This is a genomic window from Bifidobacterium sp. ESL0764 (assembly GCF_029395515.1).
In the GTDB taxonomy this organism is placed as follows: domain Bacteria; phylum Actinomycetota; class Actinomycetes; order Actinomycetales; family Bifidobacteriaceae; genus Bifidobacterium.
Window position 1 is genome coordinate 1,115,028 of the sequence record NZ_CP113919.1, and the last position, 22,265, is coordinate 1,137,292.

A 22,265-nucleotide genomic window follows, 5' to 3' on the forward strand; every position below is an offset into this window, starting at 1 on the left:
CGATGACACCGCATCGAATATCATAGAAAGTCGTAGGAGTTCCGCCGCGATGGTGGCCATATCAGGTAACCGAAAGGAATCGAGGGTGTGATGGCTGGAAAAAGGACTGCACAACAGACCCGATTCGTACTGGTTGTCGGAGGAGACGAGTTTCTCAACGAACAGCAGGTGCGCGATTGCCGTGACGCTGCCGCAAAGAACGGCCCGGAAGCCGAGGTCATCGAACTCGACGCCGGCGAGGCGGGCCAATACGACTTCGACGAAGCTGTGAGCCCGTCCCTGCTCAGCGCAAGCTCCATCGTCATCATCCGTCACATCCAGAACGCCGACGACGCCCTGGCCGACACCATGGTCGACTATTGCGCCTCCATGGCCAAAGATCCTGCCGAAGCGACGGCCACGGTGATCGCCCAGCATGATGGGGGCCAGAAGGGCAAAAGGGTCATCGACCGGCTCGCCAAAGCGGGGGCCGCAAAGAAAAGCATTCCCGACCTCAAACGTGCCGACGCCAAACTGAACTTCGTCATCCAATGCTTCGAACGCCGCAAACGGCGCGTCGATCCGGCAGCCGCCCAGCAGCTGGTGGCCGTCCTAGGGGAGAAGACCGGTGAGCTGGCGGCCATGTGCGAACAGCTTTGCTTTGATTTCGACGATGACCCGATCGGCCTCGATCTGGTCAATCGGTATCTGACCGGCAACGCCGAAGTCACCGGATTCGCCGTGGCCGATGCCGCGCTTGCGGGCAACAATGCCAAAGCCATCATCGACATGCGCTCCGCCGTCGCCCAAGGCACCGATCCCATCGCCTTGGTGGGCGCTCTGGCGATGAAACTGCGCACGCTCGCCAAGGCTTCGGCGGTGCGTTCCGGTGCCATCTCCCAGGCCGAGGCGAAAACCAACCCCTGGGTGTTGCGCAACGCGACACGGCAGCTGAGCGGATGGACCTCGGACGGCCTCTCCAGATGCATCCGGACACTCGCTTGGGCCGACGAACAGAACAAGACCAACGGGGGAGACCCGATGTACGCGCTGGAACGCTCCATCGAACTGATCAGCCACAAAGGACGCATGAACGTATGAGCAATGAATCTTCGTATACCCTTGAAATACCGACCGAAACCGACATGCAGGATCTCGGAGAGAAAGTGGCGGCAAACGTCCACGGAGGTGACGTTCTTCTGCTTTCAGGGCCATTGGGTGCCGGCAAGACCACTTTTGCGCAGGGCTTTGGAGCGGGGCTCAATATCGACGAACCCATTGTTTCCCCGACCTTCACCATCGCCAGGGAACTCGATGGCAGGTTCGTCGACGGCACGCACGCCCATCTGGTGCATGTCGACGCCTACCGGCTGGGAGGCAACGATTTCGCGCCCGGACAAGACACCGTTGACAGGCTGCTTGACGAGTTGGAATCGTTGGGGCTTGACGAGGAGCTTGAAGATCCGGGCGAGCATACAGTCATTCTGATGGAGTGGGGCGAGCAGATGGCCTCCGCTTTCGCGCCCGAACGTCTCGAAGTGCATATCGACCGTCCGATTGACCGTTCAGCCATTGCAGCGCACATCGATGAGACGGATGCAGAACTGAGCGGTGACGGCATGCGTACGGTGACCTTCGTTCCCGTCGGCGCACGCTGGAAGGATTTCAACCAGCAACTCGATGAACGCCACTAGGCGAAGGCCGACGAATCCGTTTCGTAGGTCGTACCGAAATGTATCGGCACCGGCTGAGGAGCGTATAACCATGCCGAGTTTCGTCGGTTTTGTCGCCGTTGTACAGTAGCAAAGGCATGAATCGCCATCCGTCGTCAGCATTCGCAGTCCGGATGGTATGGAATCTAGGAGCGGCAAATATGGCGAACACCTTGGTCATCGACACCTCATTCGGTTCGACGGTCGGAGTCTTGGGGCACGAACCCATCGTGGAGACCGATTCTCGTACCCACGTCGAAAAGCTGCAGGTCAATATCGGCAAAGCAGTTGGCCAGGCCGGGCTCACGCCCAGCGACCTTGACCGGATAGTCGTCGGTGTTGGACCGGCGCCGTTCACCGGGCTCCGAGCCGGTGTCGTGGCGGCGAAGGCCATCGCATACGCCACCGGCGCACCATTGCTCGGTCAAGACATCCTCGAGCCCCAGGCGTGGATGTCGAAGCTGAAACGGCAAGGTGATACCGCACTTGCCAATGTCGATTTTCTCAATGATTTGACGCAAGATACCGGCTCTGAAGCCATTCACCATCTGACCTTGGCTGTCAACGACGCCCGTCGCAGGCAGCTGTACTTTGCCCTGTATGGTGATGGTTGCGAGCCTTCTGTTGCAGATAAGGCGGTTGCAAAACCGGGAAACGGGAATCCGCAACCGTTCGTTTCCCCGATTGTCGACATGGATATCGATTACCCCCAGCATATCGTCGAACGAATCAGGCAAGCTGTTGAAAATCTTGTTGAACGGGCCGGCTCTCAGGATCAATACCGTATCGACATCGTTGGCCATGGAGCCTGCAAGTATGCAGAAACATGGCAAGGATTCGGTGCATTGCTTGGACACATCATCGACCATTCCGTTTTGGATGCCGGGGCGGCAGGCCTGCGCATTTTCGCAGATTGCGCTGCACGGAACAATGGCATCAATCTTGCCGGGTCGCGTGATGCCGACACCATCGCAGACAATGATGGCGTAAACAAGATCAAGCCCGTCGAACCGCTCTATCTGCGCCGTCCGGACGTCTCCGTACCCAACCCGTTGAAGCATGTGTTGAACCACGCCGGAGCCACGAAGGCCTGAAACGCAGATGATCGTCGAATTCGGTGCGCTTGACCGGCAGCGGGTGCTAGAAGCCGCGGCCAGGCTCGAGACGGAACTTTTCGGCAGCGAGGCTTGGAATCTGGATACCCTGCGTTGCGAGATGGCGGACCCTTCCAGAATCTATCTTGCCGATATCACGGATTCCGCCAATCCCACGGACTTCACCGATGCCGCCGACCCCGGAGGATCAGGGCAGGATACCGCGGCCCGAAGAAAATCACCACGGCCATCTCCGTCATATCCGCTTATGCGCGGGTACGCCGGCATGTGGCACGCCGACGGCCAAGCCGAAATCATGACCATCGGCGTCGCCAAACGTTTCCAGCGACAAGGCATAGCCGGCAACCTGCTCGACGGCCTGATCGACTATGCGCGGTCCTGCAAGGTCCGTCGAATCAAACTGGAAGTCCGGGTAGACAACGAACCGGCAAAACGCCTGTATCATAACCGTGGATTCAACGATATCGGCCTGCTGCGGCATTACTATCAGCCCGAAGACATCGATGCCGTCGAAATGGCGTTGGACCTCGAAACGCATATCATGGGATTCGGCAGCGTCAAACAGAATATGGAGCAAATGCAATGAGCGAACCGACAGTACTGGGCATCGAATCGACCTGTGACGAGACCGCGGCGGCCATCGTGCGCGGACGCACGCTGGTCTCCAACGTCGTCGCCTCCTCGATGGAGGAACACGCACGATACGGCGGCGTGATTCCCGAGATCGCCTCTCGCGCGCACGCCGAAGCCTTCGTACCCGTGGTCTCAAAGGCACTGGCCGACGCGAATATGGAGCTTTCCGATGTCGACGCCATCGCGGTTTCGGCGGGTCCCGGCCTGGCCGGCTGCCTTGCCGTAGGCGTTTCCGGGGCCAAGGCCTTGGCGTGGGCCGCCAACAAGCCGATCTACGGCATCAACCACGTCATCGGCCACATCGCCGTCACCCAGCTGCAGTTCGGCCCGTTCCCGAAAGACACGTTGGCGCTTATCGTCTCCGGCGGCCATACCTCGTTGCTGCACGTCGAAGACGTCGCCCGTCATGTGGATGTGGTCGGCACCACGCTGGACGACGCTGCGGGGGAGTGCTTCGACAAGGTTGCGCGTCTGCTCGGCTTCCCCTACCCGGGAGGCCCCCATATCGACCGGCACGGCCAGTTGGGCGACCCACACGCCATCAAGGTGCCGCAGGGGCTCACCAAGGGCAAGGCCGGCAAGGAGCACCCCTATGACTTCAGCTTTTCCGGCGTCAAAACGGCCGTGGCTCGTTGGGTGGAGGCCCAGCAGGCGGCGGGCAAGCAAATTCCGGTCGATGACGTCTGCGCCTCGCTGGCGGATTCCGTGGCTACAGTTCTGGCCAACAAGGCCATGCATGGCTGCGAGGAATACGATTCCAAGACGCTGATCGTCGGAGGCGGCTTCTCCGCCAATTCCCAACTGCGTGCCAAGCTGCTCGAGGTGGGTAAGGAGCATGGCGTCGAAGTCCGTATCCCGCAGATCAAACTGTGCACCGACAACGGCGCGATGGTCGCGATGCTGGGCGTCAACCTCGTCGAGGCCGGCGTGCGTCCCTCCGCTCCCGATTTCCCCATCGACTCGGCCATGCCCATGAACGTCATCAGCGTGTGACGTGCCGTCGGTCGGAATCGCGACATCCCGCAAAAATCAAGCGACACGCCATCGGGGTTGCGAGATGACGATTCTTGTATAAGATATATTTCTTGTGCGGTGCTTGAAGCTCCGTACGGGACATTCCCGCATAGCTCAGTTGGCAGAGCGTCTGACTGTTAATCAGAATGTCGCTGGTTCAAGCCCAGCTGCGGGAGCTCAATGAATTCTCGGAATCTTAACGGTTCCGAGAATTTTTCGTATATGGTCCGATCGCCTCATCGATGCAGGCGACCTCGCTACAAGTCTGGAAGCCATTTGGGCCGGTCGAAACGTGTCGGGCGAGCCAACACAGGCAACGGCGTGTCAATCCTGCCAAAGCATCTATGCCTTTTGTTACTGTACTGCCTTGTGACCGGAGATGTGATGGTCGCAAATTGACGGGGAACAAAGAAGAGGTTGATGTTGGGACACACCGTGAACGGCCCGAAAACGGCTGAAATGAATGTGTCTGATTCCTCCCGTGTACCGGACGCTTCCCGTCCTTCCCGCAACAACGCGATCGATGGCCTTCGTGCTTTGGCGATTATCGGGGTGGTGGCCTATCATGTCCGTCCCTCCCTTCTCAACGGCGGATTCCTGGGTGTCACCATCTTCTTCGTCATCTCAGGTTTTCTGATAACCGGCAGCGTAGAACGACGGATGTCCAGCTCACAAGGGTTTCACTACACCAGCTATGTTTGGCGCAAAATCAAACGTCTGACCTTCCCGTTGCTATCCCTGATTGCCCTGGTCGTGCCGGCCGCTTATCTGCTGTCTCCGGGCATGCTACCAAAACTGCATATCGACGCGTTGCCCAGCGCCTTCTACGCCAGCAATTGGGTCTATATCTTCCGCAAGGTTTCCTATTTCAGCGCCGCAGGACTTCCATCGCCACTTACGCACCTGTGGTTTCTCGCGCTCACCATGCAGTTCTATCTGGTCTGGATTTCCCTGCTCTGGCTCATGCATCGTCTCCATCTCAAGCTGCGCGCACGATTCCTGATCACCTTGCTGCTCGCCGTCGCCTCTACGGCTGAGATGGTATTGCTCTATACGCCCGGTGCCGACGTGTCACGCGTCTATTACGGTCTTGACACACGCTTTTCGGAATTGATGATCGGAGCTTTGCTCGCGTTCATGGTCGAACAAGCGCAAACAAAGCATGGCCAAAAAGCCGACGCAACGGACACGGAACGATCAGGTGCCCCGCGTTGGGCGACTCCTGCAAATCTTCTGCTCGCCGGAGCAGGGTGCTGTCTCCTTGCCGCGCTGATTATCTTGTATTGCGTTTGTAGCGGGAACGATGCCATGCTTTACCGCGGCGGTTTCCAAGCCGTGGCTCTGATCGTCGCCTCGCTTCTCGCCATTGTCCTGGTTCCGGGCAATCTTTGCCGTTCGCTCATGGGCTTGCGGGTCCTGCGCTATATCGGGTCACGTTCCTTTTCGATGTATCTGGTCCATTACCCGTTGCTGGAGTTCATGAACCCTGCCGTCCGTACGCAGCCGCTGCGCTGGTGGGAATGGATCATTCAGTTCATGGTGCTTTGGGCTGCCTGCGAGGCCTTCTATCAGGCAGCTGAAGTAGTTCGAAAAGTGGTTCCGGAGAACAAGGTGCCGTTGCGTGAGATGCGACTGGTCACCAAGATTCTCGCCACATGCGGTGTCGTCGCGGTGGTGGCATGCACGGCGCTTCCGGTTGATTTCAACCAGATTGCCGCCAAACGTTCAACGGTTTTGCATCAGGAATATCTTTCCGTCGAGCGCAGCCTTGGCATTGCCACACCGGTCAATCGCGACCTTCTGACGCTGCGCCGGTCGGCAGTGCCCAAGCCGTCGCTGAACCTTCCTCCGCGTCTGGTACCAAAAGCCGCCAAAGTTCCCAAAAACCTCGATACCAAAGGCTGGACGTATGACGTTACGACAGGCTTGTGCAGCGCGAACCCTCTCATTATCAGCGATTCCGTGGAAATGGGTGCCCATGATTTCGTCCAGGAGCACATTCCGGCGAGCGTGCAGGACAATATGGTCGGCCGTCATTTCTCTACAGGCTCCGACCTTTTCCGCCAGCATCAGGCGCAAGGCCAGGCCGGCAGCGTCGTTGTCATGGCGCTCGGCACCAACGACAGCATCGCCGACGAGCAGCAAGTGGAGAATCTGATCGCCTCGGTGGGTGACGAACCTCTCTATCTCACCACTGTCCGTGCCCCTACCGGCTGGCAGGATTCCAACAACCAGATTCTGCGTTCAGTGGCCGCCAAACACAAGAACGTCGGTTTGCTGGACTGGTATTCTGTCAGCAACGGCCATCCTGAGTACTTCTATGACGACGGCACGCACCTGACACCTGGCGAGGGCGGTGGCCGCGAGGCTTACGGCATCATGCTGCGGCAGGGTCTGTGCGGACAATGATGATACACAAGCTTTCGGTGCAGCAAGGCGGCGACCAGATCAGTTCCCTGTTTCAGGGCATCTGAAGCAGCCTTGCAGATGGTCGTTGACGATGCCCATCGACTGCATGTAGGCGTATATGGTGGTCGGCCCGACGAATTTGAACCCGGCCTTTTTCATCGCCTTGCTCATATCAGTGGATTCTTTCGTTACGGCAGGGACCTCCTCGGGGCTCTTCGGTCTGTTCACGCGCGGACCGTCAGGGGCGAAGCTCCAGATGTACTCGGAAAACGGCATATCAAGATCCAGCGCAACCTGTGCGTTATGAATGATGGCTTCTATTTTCCGTCGGTTGCGTATGATGGCCACGTCGTTCATCAGTCGGGGAATCTCGGGCTCCATCTGAGCGACCTGTTTGATGTCGAAATCATGGAAGGCGGCATCAATGGCTTTGCGCTTGTTGATGATGGTGTTCCACGAAAGCCCGGCCTGCATGGCTTCGAGCGCAAGACGTTCGAACAGGGCCTGCGAATCATAGCAGGGCGTGCCCCATTCGGTGTCGTGATAGACCAGCATGTCATGGCTGAGACTGAGGTAGGATTCCGGCCAGCAACGATGCAGACCGTCATGATGAATCGTCGTCTGGGCGTTGGTATCCCCGGAGCCCGTTTCCGCTGCCTGCTTTTCGACACCCATAGCTTTAACGTCCCTTTCTTTTCGTCGATTACGTCTTTTTATACTCTTGAGCCTCGGCAGTTGTGCAAATCCGGTGCATAACTTTTGCGACACGCCCGGGCGTTGTGGATAACCGGGGTCATTCGACCACATCACCTGTTTTCGACCCTCTATTTGAAAGAGGCGAGGCATAGTGGAAGAAAAGGAACGATGACTACGAAGTGACGATGAAAAGAGGCATGACCATGATCATGGACGAGCGGAAGAGGAGGAAGCTCAGGCGAGAGAGGCTGCAGCAGGAAAGGGAGAAGCTCAGAGAAAAGCTGATCGGTCTGATTTGGGGGTCGACGACCATACTGGTGGTGTTCGCCGTGCTGTTCATCGGTTTCGGCGCCTCGCAGCACGAAGCGATGGCCGCCACTAATGTGGTTTCCGACGCAACATCAGGCCGTTCCCCTGAAAACGACAAGAGCGTTGATTCCTCGGCGCCAAGCCGATATCCTTTGGGGTTCGTCGAGCCGATCGGATCGTTGGAAGCTGCGGTGCCGAGCGGCAAAGGCTGCAAGGCGGACATGAGCTGGCCCGTTGTGCCGCACGTGCTGATCAGAAAGTTCAAGGCGCCGAAGCAGGCGTGGGGTCCCGGCCATCGCGGCGTCGACATCGCGGCGATAGAGGATACTCCTCTGTTGGCCCCCGCAAACGGTTTCATCAGTTTTGCCGGCATTGTCGCGGGAAAATCGGTGGTGAGCATCCGTCATAAAAGCCTGACCCTTACCCTTGAACCGGCGCAGACCCTTTTGCCAATAGGCACACCCGTTGTCAAGGGATTGCCGATTGGCGTCGTCAAAGGAATTTCGGACCATTGCACGGGAATATGCGTGCATTGGGGAGTGCGAAAAACCAAAAAGGAATACCGCGATCCTCAACTTCTTGCGGCAAAGAGGAAAATAATACTGAAACCTGTTTTATAATCCTGCATCCGCCAACGAGATATATCCGGGCTCGATCAGCAGATGCTTGAGATTGCTCGCGCTTACAGCCAACGGCTTTTCATGGATGATGTTGATGGTTGCATTGCCGACGGTTGTCGTTTTGACGTAAGGCAGTTCGGTCAGCTTTTTCCCGGCTTCCATTGTGGCGGTTGCACCAGCGATGTCGCGTGTGAGTTTCTGGATGTTCTCCATACCTGTCATCCACTGTTTGCCGTTGACCACATCAGGCATCATATCGGTGTAGGCACCGTATCCCGTGATGATCGGCCAGGCCATATCGCCGTTACTGTCCGTTTGCGCCTGCCCTTCGTCGCTGGCATCGCCCTCTTTACTGTCCTTTGGCTTTGGAGGGGCGATCTTATTGAGGTTGTGTTTGCCGGTCAGAGTCCCGACTATGCCGGAGACCTCGATCTCGGGATTGATGTCGGCGGCCGTGCCTGTGTACTTCAGTGACGTCAGTTCGTCTACCGCTGCCGATGAGACGAAATCGTTCATCGACACAATGCCGTCGACATGCAGCGGCTTGCCGTCCTTGGATGAAGCTGTGAGCCTGTTGTTCAGTTCCGTCTTTACCTCGGCTGTTCTTGAGGCCTTGAACGAAACCGACTCCCAATCGGCCTGCGTGGTGGCTGCACTCAGTTTTTTTGACGGGCTTATGGCCCTGCCATCTTTGAAGTAGGGTTGCAACACCTCCCATATGCCCGCAAAAGCCTCTTCGGAGAACGCCTGAGTGGCATTGAGATTCGAATCGGCGTCAGCAGCTACAGGAATCATGACCTCAATCGATTTTGGATGCATCTTGGTCGTTTTTTCCAGAGCAAGTTTCGAGACGAGTTGCTGCGCCTGCAGCATGCCGATCTGACGTGGAGTCGACATGCTGACAAAAATATCCGGAGTGAATCCGGCCAACGGATTGGCAAGAACAACGGTGCGAGCTCCCGCTTTTTTTGCGAGTTTCAGGGTTTTGGACAGCCGCTTTCCGGCTGTGACCTCGTCATTGTTGTCGGTATTGTCCTGGTCGTTTTCGTTCTGTGTCTGAGTCGGTTTATCGCTCGAAGAGGCAGATGGCTTGTCGAGCGCACCGTCGGTGGTCCGACGAGCGGCGTCCGACGGCTTTTGTGTATCGTACTTAGGCGCATCGGTGGGATTGGTGACGTAATCGCCATACTGTTCATTGCCTTTGTTTGCAGAGGTCGCAGGGGCAACGATCAGTATCGTGTGGTGGTTGGTGTCATCCGACGCGCTGGAAAGCTGATTGACCACGTAGTCCTGTACGTCGTCACTTTGCTTGCTCAGGTTACCATCCGTTCTCACTTTGATGTTCTTCGATTGGAAGCCGGCACCCGTAAGCGATTTTGTGATGGCGGGCACGAATTTGGCCCATTTGTTCAGCGGCGTGTGAGACGATATGGAAATTCCATCGGAGGGCGTGAAAATCATGACGTGGCTCTTGGCGGCAGCCGAACTCGTCGAGACCTTGTCGGTGTCGATCGAGGTGGTTCCTGCATCCTGATGCCCTTCGCCACAGGCAGCCGACGTCATCGTCAGAACAGTGGCCGTGGCCAAAGCCAGGAAACGTGCCAAGGAATGCTTGCCGCGCGTGCTCATGAGTCATCCTTCGTTAAAGCTTCGAATCAATCAAGACCGATAGTAGTCTTGGGCCGATATGAAAGCGCCGTCGCATCCGATTGTTCAAACAAGCATGCGACGGCGTCGAACAGAGCGTTGATCAGCGCGACCCGCTCAGTTCCCGCTTCAGCCCCTCATCCAAGGCATCCATGAAGCCGACGGTATCGAGCCAAGGCTGGTCGGAGCCGATGAGCATGGCCAGGTCCTTGGTCATCTTCCCGCTTTCCACGGTCGTGATGATGACCTGCTCCAGGGTTTCGGCGAAATGGCCCACCTCGGGTGTCCCGTCGAGCTTGGCACGCTGCTTCAGCCCTCCGGTCCATGCATAGATCGAGGCGATGGGGTTGGTTGAGGTCTTTTCGCCTTTGAGCCAGCGACGATAATGACGTGTCACGGTGCCGTGTGCAGCCTCGGCCTCCACGGTCTTGCCGTCCGGCGTCATCAGCACGGAGGTCATCAATCCCAGCGAGCCGAATCCTTGTGCCACCGAATCGGACTGCACGTCGCCGTCATAGTTCTTGCAGGCCCAGATATAGCCGCCGTGCCATTTTATCGTGCTGGCCACCATATCGTCGATCAGACGGTGTTCGTAAGAAAGGCCCTCAGCCTCGAAACGGTCCTTGTATTCGGTTTCATAGACTGCGGCGAAAATGTCCTTGAATGCGCCGTCGTAGGCTTTGAGAATCGTGTTTTTGGTCGACAGATACACCGGGTAGTGCCGCATGAGCCCGTAATTGAAGCAGGCCCGCGCGAAGCCGCGGATGGAGTCGTCAAGATTGTATTGCACTTGGGCGACGCCCGCACCCGGATAGTCGTAGACCACGTGTTCGATCGGCTCGCTTCCGTCGGCGGGCGTGAAGGTGACCGTCAGGCGTCCCGGTTTTCCGACCTTGAAATCCGTGGCCTTGTATTGGTCGCCGAAAGCGTGGCGGGCCACGACGATGGGCTTCTTCCAGCCGGGGACCAATCGCGGGATGTTGGCGATGACGATGGGCTCGCGGAAGATCGTGCCGCCGAGAATGTTGCGGATGGTCCCGTTCGGCGACTTCCACATCTTTTTCAGGTTGAATTCCTTGACACGTGCCTCGTCGGGGGTGATGGTGGCGCATTTGACGCCGACATGGTGCTTGTTGATGGCGTTGGCCGCATCGATGGTCACCTGATCGTCGGTGGCGTCGCGGTTTTCGATGCCGAGGTCGTAATAGTCGAGATCGACGTCAAGATAGGGTAGAATAAGGCGGTTCTTGATGTCCTTCCATATCACCCTCGTCATCTCGTCGCCGTCGAGTTCGGCGATGGTGCCTTCGACCTTGATCTTTTCCATGCTCGCCCTTTCTTGTAATGTGGCAATATGTTGCCATTATCACGCCGAAATATGTCACAGGTGTTGCTTTGACTGACTGGCGAGACGCTCTTTTACGTTGGATTCTCGATTGTCGGTGCTCGTCACGTAGGGGAAGTAATCTGGAAGCCATGACTCAGGAAATTGAAATCGGTTTGGGCAAAAAAGGCCGTTTGGCTTACTCCTTGGACGATATCGCCATCGTTCCCTCACGCAGGACCCGCGATCCGCAGGACGTTTCGACGGCTTGGCAGATCGATGCCTACCAGTTCGACGTGCCGGTGCTTTCCGCTCCGATGGATTCGGTGACCAGCCCTGCCACGGCGATTGCCATGGGCAAGCTCGGCGCTCTCGGGGTGCTTGATCTTGAGGGATTGTGGACACGTTACGATGATCCGCAGCCGTTGCTCGATGAGATCAGCCAGCTTGACGAAGACAGCGCAACGGCCCGACTGCAGGAGATCTACGCGGAGCCGATCAAGCCGGAACTGATCACCAAGCGCCTCCACGAGATTCGCGATGCCGGTGTGACGGTAGCCGGTGCGCTTTCGCCCCAGCGCACCCAGGAGTTCTATTCGACCGTCGTCGACGCCGGGGTCGACCTCTTCGTCATCCGTGGCACTGCGGTTTCGGCCGAGCATGTTTCGCAGAAACACGAGCCTTTGAACCTGAAGAAATTCATCTATGACCTTGATGTGCCGGTCATCGTCGGGGGTGCGGCCAGCTATACCGCCGCCCTTCATCTCATGCGTACCGGTGCCGCCGGTGTGCTTGTCGGTTTCGGTGGCGGAGCCGTTTCCGCCACACGTGCAACCATCGGGGTGCATGCACCTATGGCCACCGCGATCGCCGATGTGGCCGAGGCCCGTCGTGACTATATGGATGAATCCGGCGGGCGCTATGTGCAGATCATCGCCGACGGCGGCATGGGCACCTCCGGTTCGTTTGTCAAGGCATTGGCGATGGGAGCGGATGCCGTTATGCTCGGAGCGCCTTTGGCACGTGCGCAGGAGGCCCCGGGCAAAGGCACACATTGGGGTGCCGAAGCTCGCCATCCGTCCCTTCCCCGCGGGAAACGGACAAAGGTCGGAACGGTCGCGCCGTTGCAGCAGATTCTTTTCGGACCCAGCCATAACGCCGATGGAACGGTGAACTTCATCGGTGCCCTTCGCCGGGCCATGGCTTCCACCGGTTATGTCGATCTGAAGAACTTCCAGCATTGCGACGTCGCGGTCACGCTTTCGCATTTGGGCTGAAATGATGGAATAATCTCTTTTTAATGCTGTGGGGGCTACCTGAGTAATCGGGTAGCCCTTTGTGTGTGTATTGGCCATTATTTTATATCGTATATTATCGTATTCGATTCAAGGTTTTGAAAAAATCTTGAAATAATCTTGATTTTTGCCGGATTATCCTCTTCTTTCTTGACAACGCCCTTCATTTCTGTTGCTCTGGGTGATACAAGAGAACAGCGAAAAGGAGGCTCAATGATGACCATGCAAACACAACCCCGACAGATGACGGTCACTCACCGTTCCGTATTGCCGGCCTACGACGGGTCGATTCGAATAGAACTGTCGAACAGACCCGTCCCTTTTCACATCTCACGCTGCTACCCCGGAACCTTGAGCGAGGCCGAATGCAGAAAATTCAGCCTGGCATCCTGCAGACTGGCGTGCATGAGCCTGGACGTAGTGAGAGGGCGAACCCCTCCGCAACGGCTTCAGCAAGCGCTGAGCGGTGCCTGTGTCCAACGTCTCGAAACAATGTCGTATCTGCTGGAGAACCATCTTCGCACCCATCCGGAGCTCAAGGCCAAGTTGTGTTACCTGCCGGCTATACCCATGCTGGTATACACGACGTTGGTCAGTCCAGATATCACCGAGACCGTCGTAAGCCTGTCGGTCGGCCAATCGACGTACTGGGTCACGCTGGTGTTCAGACGCAGCGGATCGCGCTGGATCTGCACCACTGCGGACCTGGGCTGAGCGCATGTTGATGGCTGTTCGGGCTAAGTCAAAGTTACGCTAACGTAGTTTTGGGGCAACGAGCGCGTATAGTTGAGCATATGTTGCGAGAATTCTATTTGGATCCTGTCACCAAAACCACCGATAAGGACACCATTTACTCCCTGCTGTCCAAGCGAGCAGAGAAAGATCCCGACGGGGATATAGCCGAATGGTTGGATGAAGATACCCAGCAGTGGCATACGGTCACGGCCGGAGAAATGCTCGGCCGCGTGCGCTCGGTCGCCAAAGGGCTTATCGGCCTGGGAGCCAAGGCCGGAAGCATGGTCGTCATTTACGCGGCGACCAGCTACGAGTGGGGAGTAGTTGACTTCGCCTGCGCCGCCATCGGAGCGGTGAGCGTGCCGATCTACGAGACCGACTCACCGAAGCAGGCCCAAGGCATCGTCGAGGATGTCGATCCGATAGTCGCTTTCGGCGGCGACGCCGAACACGCCCAGACGCTCGAGCAGCTGCGCCGTGAGCGCGACGGCCTGAAGTATGTGTTCAACCTTCAGGACGGCGGTCTCGACGCGGTCTCCGATTTCGGCACTTCGGTTTCCGACGAGACACTTGACGAAGCGATTTCGCGCGTCCGGGCCGACGACATGCTGACCATCGTCTACACCTCCGGTTCCACCGGCAAGCCCAAGGGCGTCATGCTTTCGCATCGCAACTTCGTTTCCACGGCCTTCATCGGCTGGGCGGTGCTCGACGACATGCTCTACCAGCCCAGCCGTCTGCTGCTCTTCCTGCCTCTGGCCCATTGCTTCGCCCGTTATATCCAGTATGTAGCCATTGGAGCGCACGGCGTGGTGGGCTATACCTCAAGCGCCAAGCATCTCTTGACCGACCTGCGCACCTTCCAACCGACGTATTTGCTGGGTGTGCCGCGTGTGTTCGAAAAGGTGTACAACGCCGCCTCGCAGAAGGCCGGAGCCGGTCTTCAGGGACGCGTATTCAGCATGGCGTTCGACCATTTTGTCAAGTGGTCGAAGGACGGTCAGGAAGGCCGTGGTCATACCGTGGCCGAACGCCTCAAACACAAGTTCTATATGAAGACGGTCGGAGCCTCGGTGCGCAGCGCACTGGGGCCGAAGCTCAAGTATCTGGCCTGCGGCGGCGCGCCGATGAACGCCGACCTCGCGCACTTCTTCAACGGCATGGACGGCATCACCTTCATCCAGGGCTACGGCATGACCGAAACCGCCGCCCCCTGCATCGTCGCCTTCCAGGACTTCAACAAGGTCGGCGCCGTCGGACGCCCCGGCTGCGGCATCGCGGTCAAGCTGGCCGACGACGACGAGCTGCTGATCAACGGTGAGGACGTCTTCCTCGGCTACTACAAGCAGCCCGAGCTCACCGCCGAGGCCACCGAGCCGGGCGGCTGGGTCCATTCCGGCGACATCGCCCAGATCGACGACGACGGCTTCGTCTACATCACCGGCCGCAAGAAGGACATCATCATCACCGCCGGCGGCAAGAACGTCAGCCCCGCTCCGATGGAAGACACCATCGGTACCTGCCCGATCGTCTCCCACGCCGTGGTCATCGGCGACGGTCGGCCCTTCATTGCCGCTCTCATCGAGTTGGATATGGAGATGGTTCGTTCGTGGCTGGCCAACAACGGCATGGATGAGAATATGCCGATATCTGAAATCTGCAAGAACGACGCGGTGCGCGCCTTCATCCAGCAATACATCGACCAGGCCAACAGCTCGGTCTCCCGCGCGGAATCCGTACGTAAGTTCGCCATTGTCCCGGACCAGTTCACCCAGGAAAACGGTATGCTGACGCCAAGCATGAAGGTCGTGCGCGGCGAGGTCCTGAAGCACTACGCCGATCTCATCAATACGAAGGTCTATACTCCGAAGGCGCGAGTCAAGCCGGCGCCGTCAGCCACGAACGGCTTCATCGACAAGACCGCGGAATCCGTGCGGCAGGCCACCGATGCGGTGACCCCAAAGGTTCGCGAGGCCTATGAACAGGCCAAGCAGAAAGCCGGAGCCCGCCTTGCCGAACGCGAGATGGAACGCGAGGGTGAAGACCCTTGGAAGCAATCGCCGAAGACGGCAACGCCGGAGCGCGATTCGCCGGCACAGAAGTAAATAACCGTTCACCGATATCAAGAGGAGCAGTGCATTGGCGTTACGAGAAATCAGGGTGGTTCCCGATCCGGTGTTGAGAACCCCGTGCGAGCCGATTCGAACGATCACACCCGCGGTGCGCAATATGGTGCAGGACCTGTTGGATACGGTCGACGACCCTGGTCGTGCAGGACTCTCCGCCAACCAGATCGGCATCAGCTTGCGTGCGTTCTCCTACAACATCGACGGCAAGCTCGGCTACGTCCTGAACCCGGTTATCGAAGAGACCAGGGGAGAGCAGTACGGCGACGAAGGCTGCCTTTCGGTGCCGAAGCTCTGGTACAAGACCAGACGCGCCGACTATGCACGCGTGCGCGGTATCGACCTCGACGGCAAGACCATCGTCGTCGAAGGAACCGGCATCATGGGACGCATGCTGCAGCATGAGACCGACCACCTTGACGGCCACATCTATCTTGACCGTCTCGAAAAGGAAGAACGCCGGGAAGCCATGCGCCGCATGCGTTCTATACAATAGAGACACATTGCGTTGATCGCATGATGCAATGCAATCAACGTCTTTTAGCGTCACCGCCTGAGTCCTATGAGCATGTATGGGATTCAGGCGGTGACGTATATGATGGCTCAATCCGGCAACACGCCGAACAAGCGGCGGAAGACAGCGCATCAGGCATGGAACGCGCTAATGTTCTATCTGTCGGACAATCATTTGGATCTGTTTATTGTGGACCGAGACGATTGCGCGTGCAGTGGCGGCAAGGCAAGCCGTAAGAGACAGAGAACAACAAATCGAAGATGATACGAGGGTTCATCAATGTACGTCGATCCTGAACGCAACCAGACATCAGGTAATCTCAAATGGATCTTGCAGTACTGCAAACCGGACCTGCCACGCGTGGCGGTGTCGGTGGTGCTGCTGTTTATCAACGACGCCATGGCGGTCACCATGCCGCTGTTGGCGGGCCTGATCGTCGACCAGGTCATCGGGGCCAGGCACTTCGACATGCTCACCCGCATTTGCGGTGCCATGATCGTGGTGACGCTGGTGCGCGTGGTTTCCCGCTATATCTACCAGATCCTGATGGAACGTTTCGGCCAGAACTCCATTTACCGGCTCGTGAGTGACGAATACGAGAAGCTGCACGAGCTGGACTTCACCTATTTCAACCACACCCGCAACGGCGACATCATGAGCCGTATGACATCCGACACCGAGGCCATACGCCACTTCCTGAGCTGGGTGAGCTACCAGGCCACCGACTGCGTGGTCATGTTCCTCGGCGCACTGTGCGTGATGTACACCATCGACTGGCGGCTGGCCCTGGCGCTCACCTGCGTCACCCCGTTCATCTTCATCCTCACCCGCGCGCTCTCCAAGCGCGCCGCGCCGCTGTTCTACGCCATCCGCAACTCGCTGGCCGATCTCAACTCGATGGTCGAGGAGAACATCGAGGGCAACCGCGTGGTCAAGGCCTTCGTCCGCGAGGATTACGAGACCAGCAAGTTCGACGAGCGCAACGACGACTACATGCAAAAGAACATGGACTCGGCCTACAACAACCGCAAGTTCATGCCGTGGCTGGATGGACTGGGCTTCTCGCTGCAGCTCATCACGCTGGGCATCGGCGGATTCCTCGTGATCAAGGGATACATGACACTGGGCAACCTCGTCAGCTTCAACAGCCTGCTGTGGATGATCGACGGCCCGGTGCGCCAATCCGGATGGCTGATCAACGATTGGCAGCGATTCGGCGCCAGTTGCATCAAGATCCGTCGCCTGCTCACGGCCGAATCGCGTATTACCGAAAAACCGCACGCCGCACAGTCCGTCAAACAGGCGGTCGACATCCAGGAGCGGGTGGGCGTGCGCAAACCCGAGAACGCCACGCCGGACCGCATGAGCGGAGAGATCCGCTTCGACCACGTCAGCTTCGCCTTCCCCGACGATCCGGAGACACCGGTGTTGAAGGACCTCAATTTCTACGTCCCCGCCGGCACCAAACTGGGCATCCTCGGCGAGACCGGAGCCGGCAAATCCACGCTGGTCAACCTCATCGCCCGCTTCTACGATCCAACCGTCGGCACCGTCCTCCTCGACGGCATCGACGCCAGGGACTGGCCATTGAAGACCCTGCGCAACCAGGTGAGCATCGTGGCGCAGGACACGTTCCTCTTCTCCGACACCATCGGCGACAACATCGGTTTCGGCGCCGGTTCCGCGCGTTCCTCCGACCCTGCCTACATACGCCGCATGGCCGGCATAGCCGGGGCGGACGAATTCATCCGCTCAATGCCGGAAGGCTACGACACCATCGTCGGCGAACGTGGAGTCGGACTCTCCGGCGGGCAGAAACAACGTCTTTCATTGGCCCGTGCGCTGGCCGATGACCCTTCCATCCTGATCATGGACGACACCACCTCGGCGGTGGACATGGAGACCGAAGCACAGATCCAGCAGCATCTGCGCGACATGGAGACGCAAAAGACGGTGGTCACCATCGCCCATCGCATCTCCTCGGTCAAGGACGCCGACCTGATCCTGGTACTGGAACACGGCCGCATCGTCGAACGGGGCGACCACGAGCATCTGGTGGCGGCCCATGGCCGTTATTGGGAGATATACCGCAAACAGCTGGGCGTCGAATCCGGCGGTTCCCAAGGATTCGAAGAGTAGGAAGGAGGCAATCATGGCAAAACGCAATACCTATAACGAGGACGAAGAGCTCGACGAAAAGATCAACCTCCATGACATCGTCCGTATCGCCGCCTATCTCAAGCCATATCTCGGCCAGGTCGCGCGTATCGTCGTCGTGGTGCTATCGATGAGCTGCATCACCGTGGCGGCCCCGTATCTGACCAAAATCATGATCGACTCCGCCATCCCGCACAAGGATTTCGGCCAGCTGGGCCTGCTCGCCGGCGTGTTCGCCATGCTCATCGTGCTCTACGAGCTGGGCGTGCGCTACAGGACCGTGGCGATCACCCGCGTCGGACAGTTGATGCTCAAGGATATGCGACGCGATCTGTTCACCCACATCCAGACGCTGCCGTTCAGCTATTTCGACTCCCGCCCGCACGGCAAGATCCTGGTGCGCGTGGTCAACTACGTCAACACGCTTTCCGACACGCTTTCCAGCGGCCTGATCAACGTGATCGCCGACATCTTCACCTTCGTGGTCACCCTGGTGGTCATGTTCGTCGTCGATTGGCGGCTTGCACTATGGAGCCTTATTCTTTTTCCGCTGCTGACCATCTGGGTGCTGGTGCTGCAACGCCTGCAGAAGCACGCCTACCAGCTGCTCTCCAACAAGCAGAGCAACCTCAACGCCTACGTGCACGAGTCCATCGCCGGGGTCAAGACCACCCAGACCTTCGCGCGCGAACGCAAGCAGTTCGACACCTTCCAGCAGCAACAGGGCACCGTGCGCAACTACTACATGAAGGCCATCTACGTGCAGGACCTGATGTGGCCGGGCGTGCAGACCATCAGCGCGATGACCATGGCGTTCATCTACTATGTCGGCATCATGGGCCTCGGCGGGGTCAACGTCACCACTGGCGTGCTGATCGCCTTCGTCGGCTACGCCAACAACTTCTGGAACCCGGTGATCGACCTCGGCAATTTCTACAACCAGCTAATCACCTGCTCGGCCTATCTGGAACGCATCTTCGAGACGCTCGACATCACCCCGGAGATCACCAACAAACCGGGGGCCGCCGCCTTGCCGCAGATCCGCGGCAAGGTCGATTTCAACGACGTCGTCTTCCGCTACGAGCCCGATGGCCGCAACATCCTCAACCTCGTCGACTTCCACATCGAACCGGGCAAGACCATTGCGCTGGTCGGCCCCACAGGCGCCGGCAAGACCACCATCGTCAGCCTCCTGTCGCGCTTCTATGACGTCAGTGAAGGCTCGATCACCATCGACGGCTACGACATCCGCGACGTCACCCTGCAATCCTTGCGTCGCCAGATGGGTGTGATGCTGCAGGATACGTTCGTCTTCTCCGGCAACGTGCGCGAGAACATCCGCTATGGCAAGCTCGACGCCACCGACGAACAGATCGAGGAGGCCGCCAAGGCCGTGCACGCCGACGAATTCATCCGCGAGATGCCCGACGGCTACGACACGGTGGTCGAGGAACGCGGCTCGACCATGTCCGCCGGCCAGCGCCAGCTGATCTCCTTCGCCAGAGTGCTCCTTGCAGACCCGCGCATCCTCATCCTCGACGAAGCGACCAGCAACATCGACACCCGCACCGAGGAGGCGTTGCAGGCCGGTCTGCAGCATCTGCTCAAAGGCCGTACGAGTTTCGTGATCGCGCACCGCCTTTCCACCATCGAAAATTCCGACGAGATCTACTACATCGACCACGGCCAGATCGTCGAGCACGGATCCCACAAAGAGCTTCTGGAGAAGAAGGGCGCCTACTACCGCCTCTACGAGTCGCAGTACGCCATGCTCAAGGTACGTGAAGGCAACGCCGATGGAGCGTCGGATTAGGCAGATTCACTCCATTCGACGGGAAGAGGTTTCGTTGACGATCGCTGTCAAAAGAAACCTCTTCCCTTATTCCGGGGCTGTGGTATTTTATTACCTGTGTGTTCAACGGAGCGCGAGGCAGTCACGTCGCCGAGCAATCCACTTAATATTGTCTAATCAAGCACACAAATTCGCGTCATGCACGTGACGGACTGTGTCGGTCGACCGAATCGCCTGCAAAGGCGAGGACGTTGCACGCAGACCCGCATGGCCAGGCAAGAACCGACTGAAAGGTAGCATTATCATGGCTCAGATCACTATGAGCGAAATGCTGAAGGCAGGACTGCACTTCGGCCATCAGACCCGTCGCTGGAACCCCAAGATGAAGCAGTACATCCTGATGGAACGCAACGGCATCCACATCATCAATCTCTTCAAGTCGCTCGACTTGATCGACAAGGCCTACGACTTCATCAAGCAGACCGTGGCCCACAACGGCACCGTGCTCTTCGTCGGCACGAAGAAGCAGGCCCAGGAGGCCATCGCCGCCCAGGCCACCCGCGTCAACATGCCGTACGTTTCCGAGCGCTGGCTCGGCGGCATGCTCACCAACTTCCAGACCGTCTCCAAGCGCGTCGCGCGTCTGAAGGAACTGGAAGAGATGGACTTCACCGACGTTCACGGCTCCGGGCTGACCAAGAAGGAGCTCCTGCTCCTGCAGCGCGAGAAGAACAAGCTGGAGAAGCAGCTCGGCGGCATCCGCAACATGACCCGCACGCCTTCGGCCATGTTCGTCGTCGACATCAACAAGGAAGCGCTGGCCGTCGAGGAAGCCCACAAGCTGAGCATCCCGGTCGTCGCCATCGTCGACACCAACACCGATCCCGACCTCGTGGACTATCCGATTCCGGCCAACGATGATGCGATCCGCGGCATCGAGCTGCTGACTTCGCTGATGGCCGACGCCGTCGCCGATGGTCTGCTCGAGCGCAGCGGCAAGGCCGAGAAGACCGAAGACAAGTCCGAGCAGCCGATGGCCGCTTGGGAGAAGGACTTGCTCAAGGACAAGGAAGAAAAGCCGGCGGAAGCCGCGACGGCCACCGCCGAGACCAGCCCGGCCGAAGCCAAGTCCGAGGAGACGAAGGTCGAAGAGGCCAAGGCCTGACCGACATTGCAGTCAAAGGCGGTGTCGGAAACTTCCGGGTCTCCGCACCGCCTTTGGCGCATTCAATACATATTTAAGTAGATTTTTTACAAGGAGATATCAATGGCAGCAGTTACAGCAGCTTTGATCAAGCAAGTGCGCGACGACACCGGCGCCGGCATGATGGACGTCAAGAAGGCGCTCACCGAAGCCGAAGGCGACGTGGCACGCGCCAAGGAAATCATCCGCGCCAAGGGCATCCAGGCCGCTGGCAAGCGTGAGGGCCGCACCGCTCAGGAAGGCACCATCGCCTCCCGCGTGGTCGACACCGACAAGGGACAGGCAGGCTATGCCGTCGAGCTCAACTCCGAGACCGATTTCGTGGCCAAGACCCCGAAGTTCGTCGCCTTCACCGATCAGGTCCTGAGCGACGCGATCGCCGCCGGCGCCAGCAACGCCGACGAGGTTCTCGCGGCCAAGTCCGCCGACGGCACCGTCAAGGAGAGCGTCGAGGAAGCGGCAGCCCTCTTCGGCGAGCATGTCAAGGTCGGCCAGGTGGCCAAGGTCGAAGGTCCGAAGGTCGAGATCTACGCGCACAAGAAGTCCGCCGAGATGCCGCCGAGCATCGTCGCCATCGTCGCCACCGACGAGAAGGGCGCAGCCGTGGCCCACGAAGCCGCGCTGCAGATTTCCGCCATGGGCGCGAAGTGGCTCACCCGCGAGGACGTGCCGGCCGATGTGGTCGAGTCCGAGCGTCGCGTGGCCACCGAGAAGTCCCAGGCCGAAGGCAAGCCCGAGAAGATCATCCCCAAGATCGTCGAAGGCCGCATGAACGCCTTCTACAAGGAGAACGTGCTGCTCGAGCAGGAGTATGTCAAGGACACCTCCAAGCGCGTGGGCGACCTCTTCAAGGAAGTCGGCGGCGAGCTCATTGCTTTCGCACGCATCGAGGTCGGCAAGGGCGACGAGAAGTGACCTGTCGCTTTTCACGGTCTTGACCTGATTTGACGTTGGCTGGTATCTTCGGATATCAGCCAACTTTTA

Annotated in this window: 18 protein-coding genes and 1 tRNA gene; 16 read left to right on the plus strand and 3 right to left on the minus strand. The window is 58.5% G+C overall.

Annotation, left to right across the window (positions count from 1 at the left end; translation table 11 throughout):
* The first annotated feature begins 90 nt into the window (after window positions 1–90).
* The 7 genes from holA to OZX71_RS04080 all read left to right on the plus strand — a co-directional run bounded on the left by holA (window position 91) and on the right by OZX71_RS04080 (window position 6,862).
* On the plus strand, window positions 91–1,080 hold the full coding sequence (holA, locus tag OZX71_RS04050; protein ID WP_277146827.1) for a DNA polymerase III subunit delta: 990 nt from the start codon (window positions 91–93) through the stop codon (window positions 1,078–1,080).
* Window positions 1,077–1,673, plus strand: coding sequence for a tRNA (adenosine(37)-N6)-threonylcarbamoyltransferase complex ATPase subunit type 1 TsaE (gene tsaE / locus OZX71_RS04055; RefSeq protein WP_277146825.1), 597 nt, complete (start codon window positions 1,077–1,079; stop codon window positions 1,671–1,673). The genes holA and tsaE overlap by 4 nt, the downstream gene beginning before the upstream one ends.
* Before the next feature lie 179 nt (window positions 1,674–1,852).
* Window positions 1,853–2,785 carry a tRNA (adenosine(37)-N6)-threonylcarbamoyltransferase complex dimerization subunit type 1 TsaB gene (gene tsaB / locus OZX71_RS04060; RefSeq protein ID WP_277146823.1) on the plus strand — a complete coding sequence of 311 codons (933 nt, stop codon included), beginning with the start codon at window positions 1,853–1,855 and terminating at the stop codon, window positions 2,783–2,785.
* 7 nt (window positions 2,786–2,792) lie between these two features.
* Window positions 2,793–3,392 (plus strand): GNAT family N-acetyltransferase, encoded by a 600-nt coding sequence (locus OZX71_RS04065; RefSeq protein ID WP_277146821.1) that lies wholly within the window; start codon window positions 2,793–2,795, stop codon window positions 3,390–3,392.
* A complete protein-coding gene (tsaD, locus tag OZX71_RS04070; RefSeq protein WP_277160599.1) occupies window positions 3,389–4,432 on the plus strand; it encodes a tRNA (adenosine(37)-N6)-threonylcarbamoyltransferase complex transferase subunit TsaD in 1,044 nt (347 codons plus the stop codon). The genes OZX71_RS04065 and tsaD overlap by 4 nt, the downstream gene beginning before the upstream one ends.
* A 124-nt stretch (window positions 4,433–4,556) precedes the next feature.
* A tRNA-Asn gene (locus OZX71_RS04075) sits at window positions 4,557–4,629 on the plus strand.
* Window positions 4,630–4,873: 244 nt separating this feature from the next.
* Window positions 4,874–6,862, plus strand: a complete 1,989-nt coding sequence (locus OZX71_RS04080) for an acyltransferase family protein (RefSeq protein WP_277160600.1) — start codon at window positions 4,874–4,876, stop codon at window positions 6,860–6,862.
* Window positions 6,863–6,901: 39 nt separating this feature from the next.
* Here the strand turns inward: OZX71_RS04080 and OZX71_RS04085 are convergent, their stop codons facing one another.
* Window positions 6,902–7,537: a DNA-3-methyladenine glycosylase I gene (locus tag OZX71_RS04085; RefSeq protein WP_277160601.1), complete on the minus strand. Its 636-nt coding sequence runs from the start codon at window positions 7,535–7,537 to the stop codon at window positions 6,902–6,904.
* 206 nt (window positions 7,538–7,743) lie between these two features.
* Between OZX71_RS04085 and OZX71_RS04090 the strand changes: the two genes are divergently transcribed.
* Window positions 7,744–8,487, plus strand: coding sequence for a M23 family metallopeptidase (locus OZX71_RS04090; RefSeq protein ID WP_277160602.1), 744 nt, complete (start codon window positions 7,744–7,746; stop codon window positions 8,485–8,487).
* On the opposite strand, the gene OZX71_RS04095 is transcribed toward OZX71_RS04090, so the two are convergent.
* Entirely contained in the window at window positions 8,482–10,116 is a 1,635-nt protein-coding gene (locus OZX71_RS04095) for a hypothetical protein (protein ID WP_277160603.1), read from the minus strand. The two genes, OZX71_RS04090 and OZX71_RS04095, sit on opposite strands and share 6 nt — an antisense overlap.
* A 121-nt stretch (window positions 10,117–10,237) precedes the next feature.
* A complete protein-coding gene (locus OZX71_RS04100; protein WP_277160604.1) occupies window positions 10,238–11,461 on the minus strand; it encodes an NADP-dependent isocitrate dehydrogenase in 1,224 nt (407 codons plus the stop codon).
* A gap of 149 nt (window positions 11,462–11,610) precedes the next feature.
* On the opposite strand from OZX71_RS04100, the gene OZX71_RS04105 reads away from it, so the two are divergent.
* The 8 genes from OZX71_RS04105 (at window position 11,611) to tsf (ending at window position 22,196) form a co-directional block, all read left to right on the plus strand.
* On the plus strand, window positions 11,611–12,735 hold the full coding sequence (locus tag OZX71_RS04105) for a GuaB3 family IMP dehydrogenase-related protein (protein ID WP_277146802.1): 1,125 nt from the start codon (window positions 11,611–11,613) through the stop codon (window positions 12,733–12,735).
* 261 nt (window positions 12,736–12,996) lie between these two features.
* Window positions 12,997–13,467 (plus strand): Rv3235 family protein, encoded by a 471-nt coding sequence (locus OZX71_RS04110; RefSeq protein ID WP_277160651.1) that lies wholly within the window; start codon window positions 12,997–12,999, stop codon window positions 13,465–13,467.
* A gap of 80 nt (window positions 13,468–13,547) precedes the next feature.
* Entirely contained in the window at window positions 13,548–15,593 is a 2,046-nt protein-coding gene (locus tag OZX71_RS04115; protein ID WP_277146798.1) for an AMP-dependent synthetase/ligase, read from the plus strand.
* 34 nt (window positions 15,594–15,627) lie between these two features.
* Window positions 15,628–16,110 (plus strand): peptide deformylase, encoded by a 483-nt coding sequence (def, locus tag OZX71_RS04120; RefSeq protein ID WP_277146796.1) that lies wholly within the window; start codon window positions 15,628–15,630, stop codon window positions 16,108–16,110.
* A 297-nt stretch (window positions 16,111–16,407) separates the two neighbouring features.
* Window positions 16,408–18,267, plus strand: coding sequence for an ABC transporter ATP-binding protein (locus OZX71_RS04125; RefSeq protein WP_277146793.1), 1,860 nt, complete (start codon window positions 16,408–16,410; stop codon window positions 18,265–18,267).
* A 13-nt stretch (window positions 18,268–18,280) separates the two neighbouring features.
* A complete protein-coding gene (locus OZX71_RS04130; protein ID WP_277160605.1) occupies window positions 18,281–20,098 on the plus strand; it encodes an ABC transporter ATP-binding protein in 1,818 nt (605 codons plus the stop codon).
* Window positions 20,099–20,381: 283 nt separating this feature from the next.
* A complete protein-coding gene (rpsB, locus tag OZX71_RS04135; RefSeq protein ID WP_277146789.1) occupies window positions 20,382–21,242 on the plus strand; it encodes a 30S ribosomal protein S2 in 861 nt (286 codons plus the stop codon).
* A gap of 102 nt (window positions 21,243–21,344) precedes the next feature.
* Window positions 21,345–22,196 (plus strand): translation elongation factor Ts, encoded by an 852-nt coding sequence (tsf, locus tag OZX71_RS04140; protein ID WP_277160606.1) that lies wholly within the window; start codon window positions 21,345–21,347, stop codon window positions 22,194–22,196.
* Window positions 22,197–22,265: the final 69 nt, after the last annotated feature.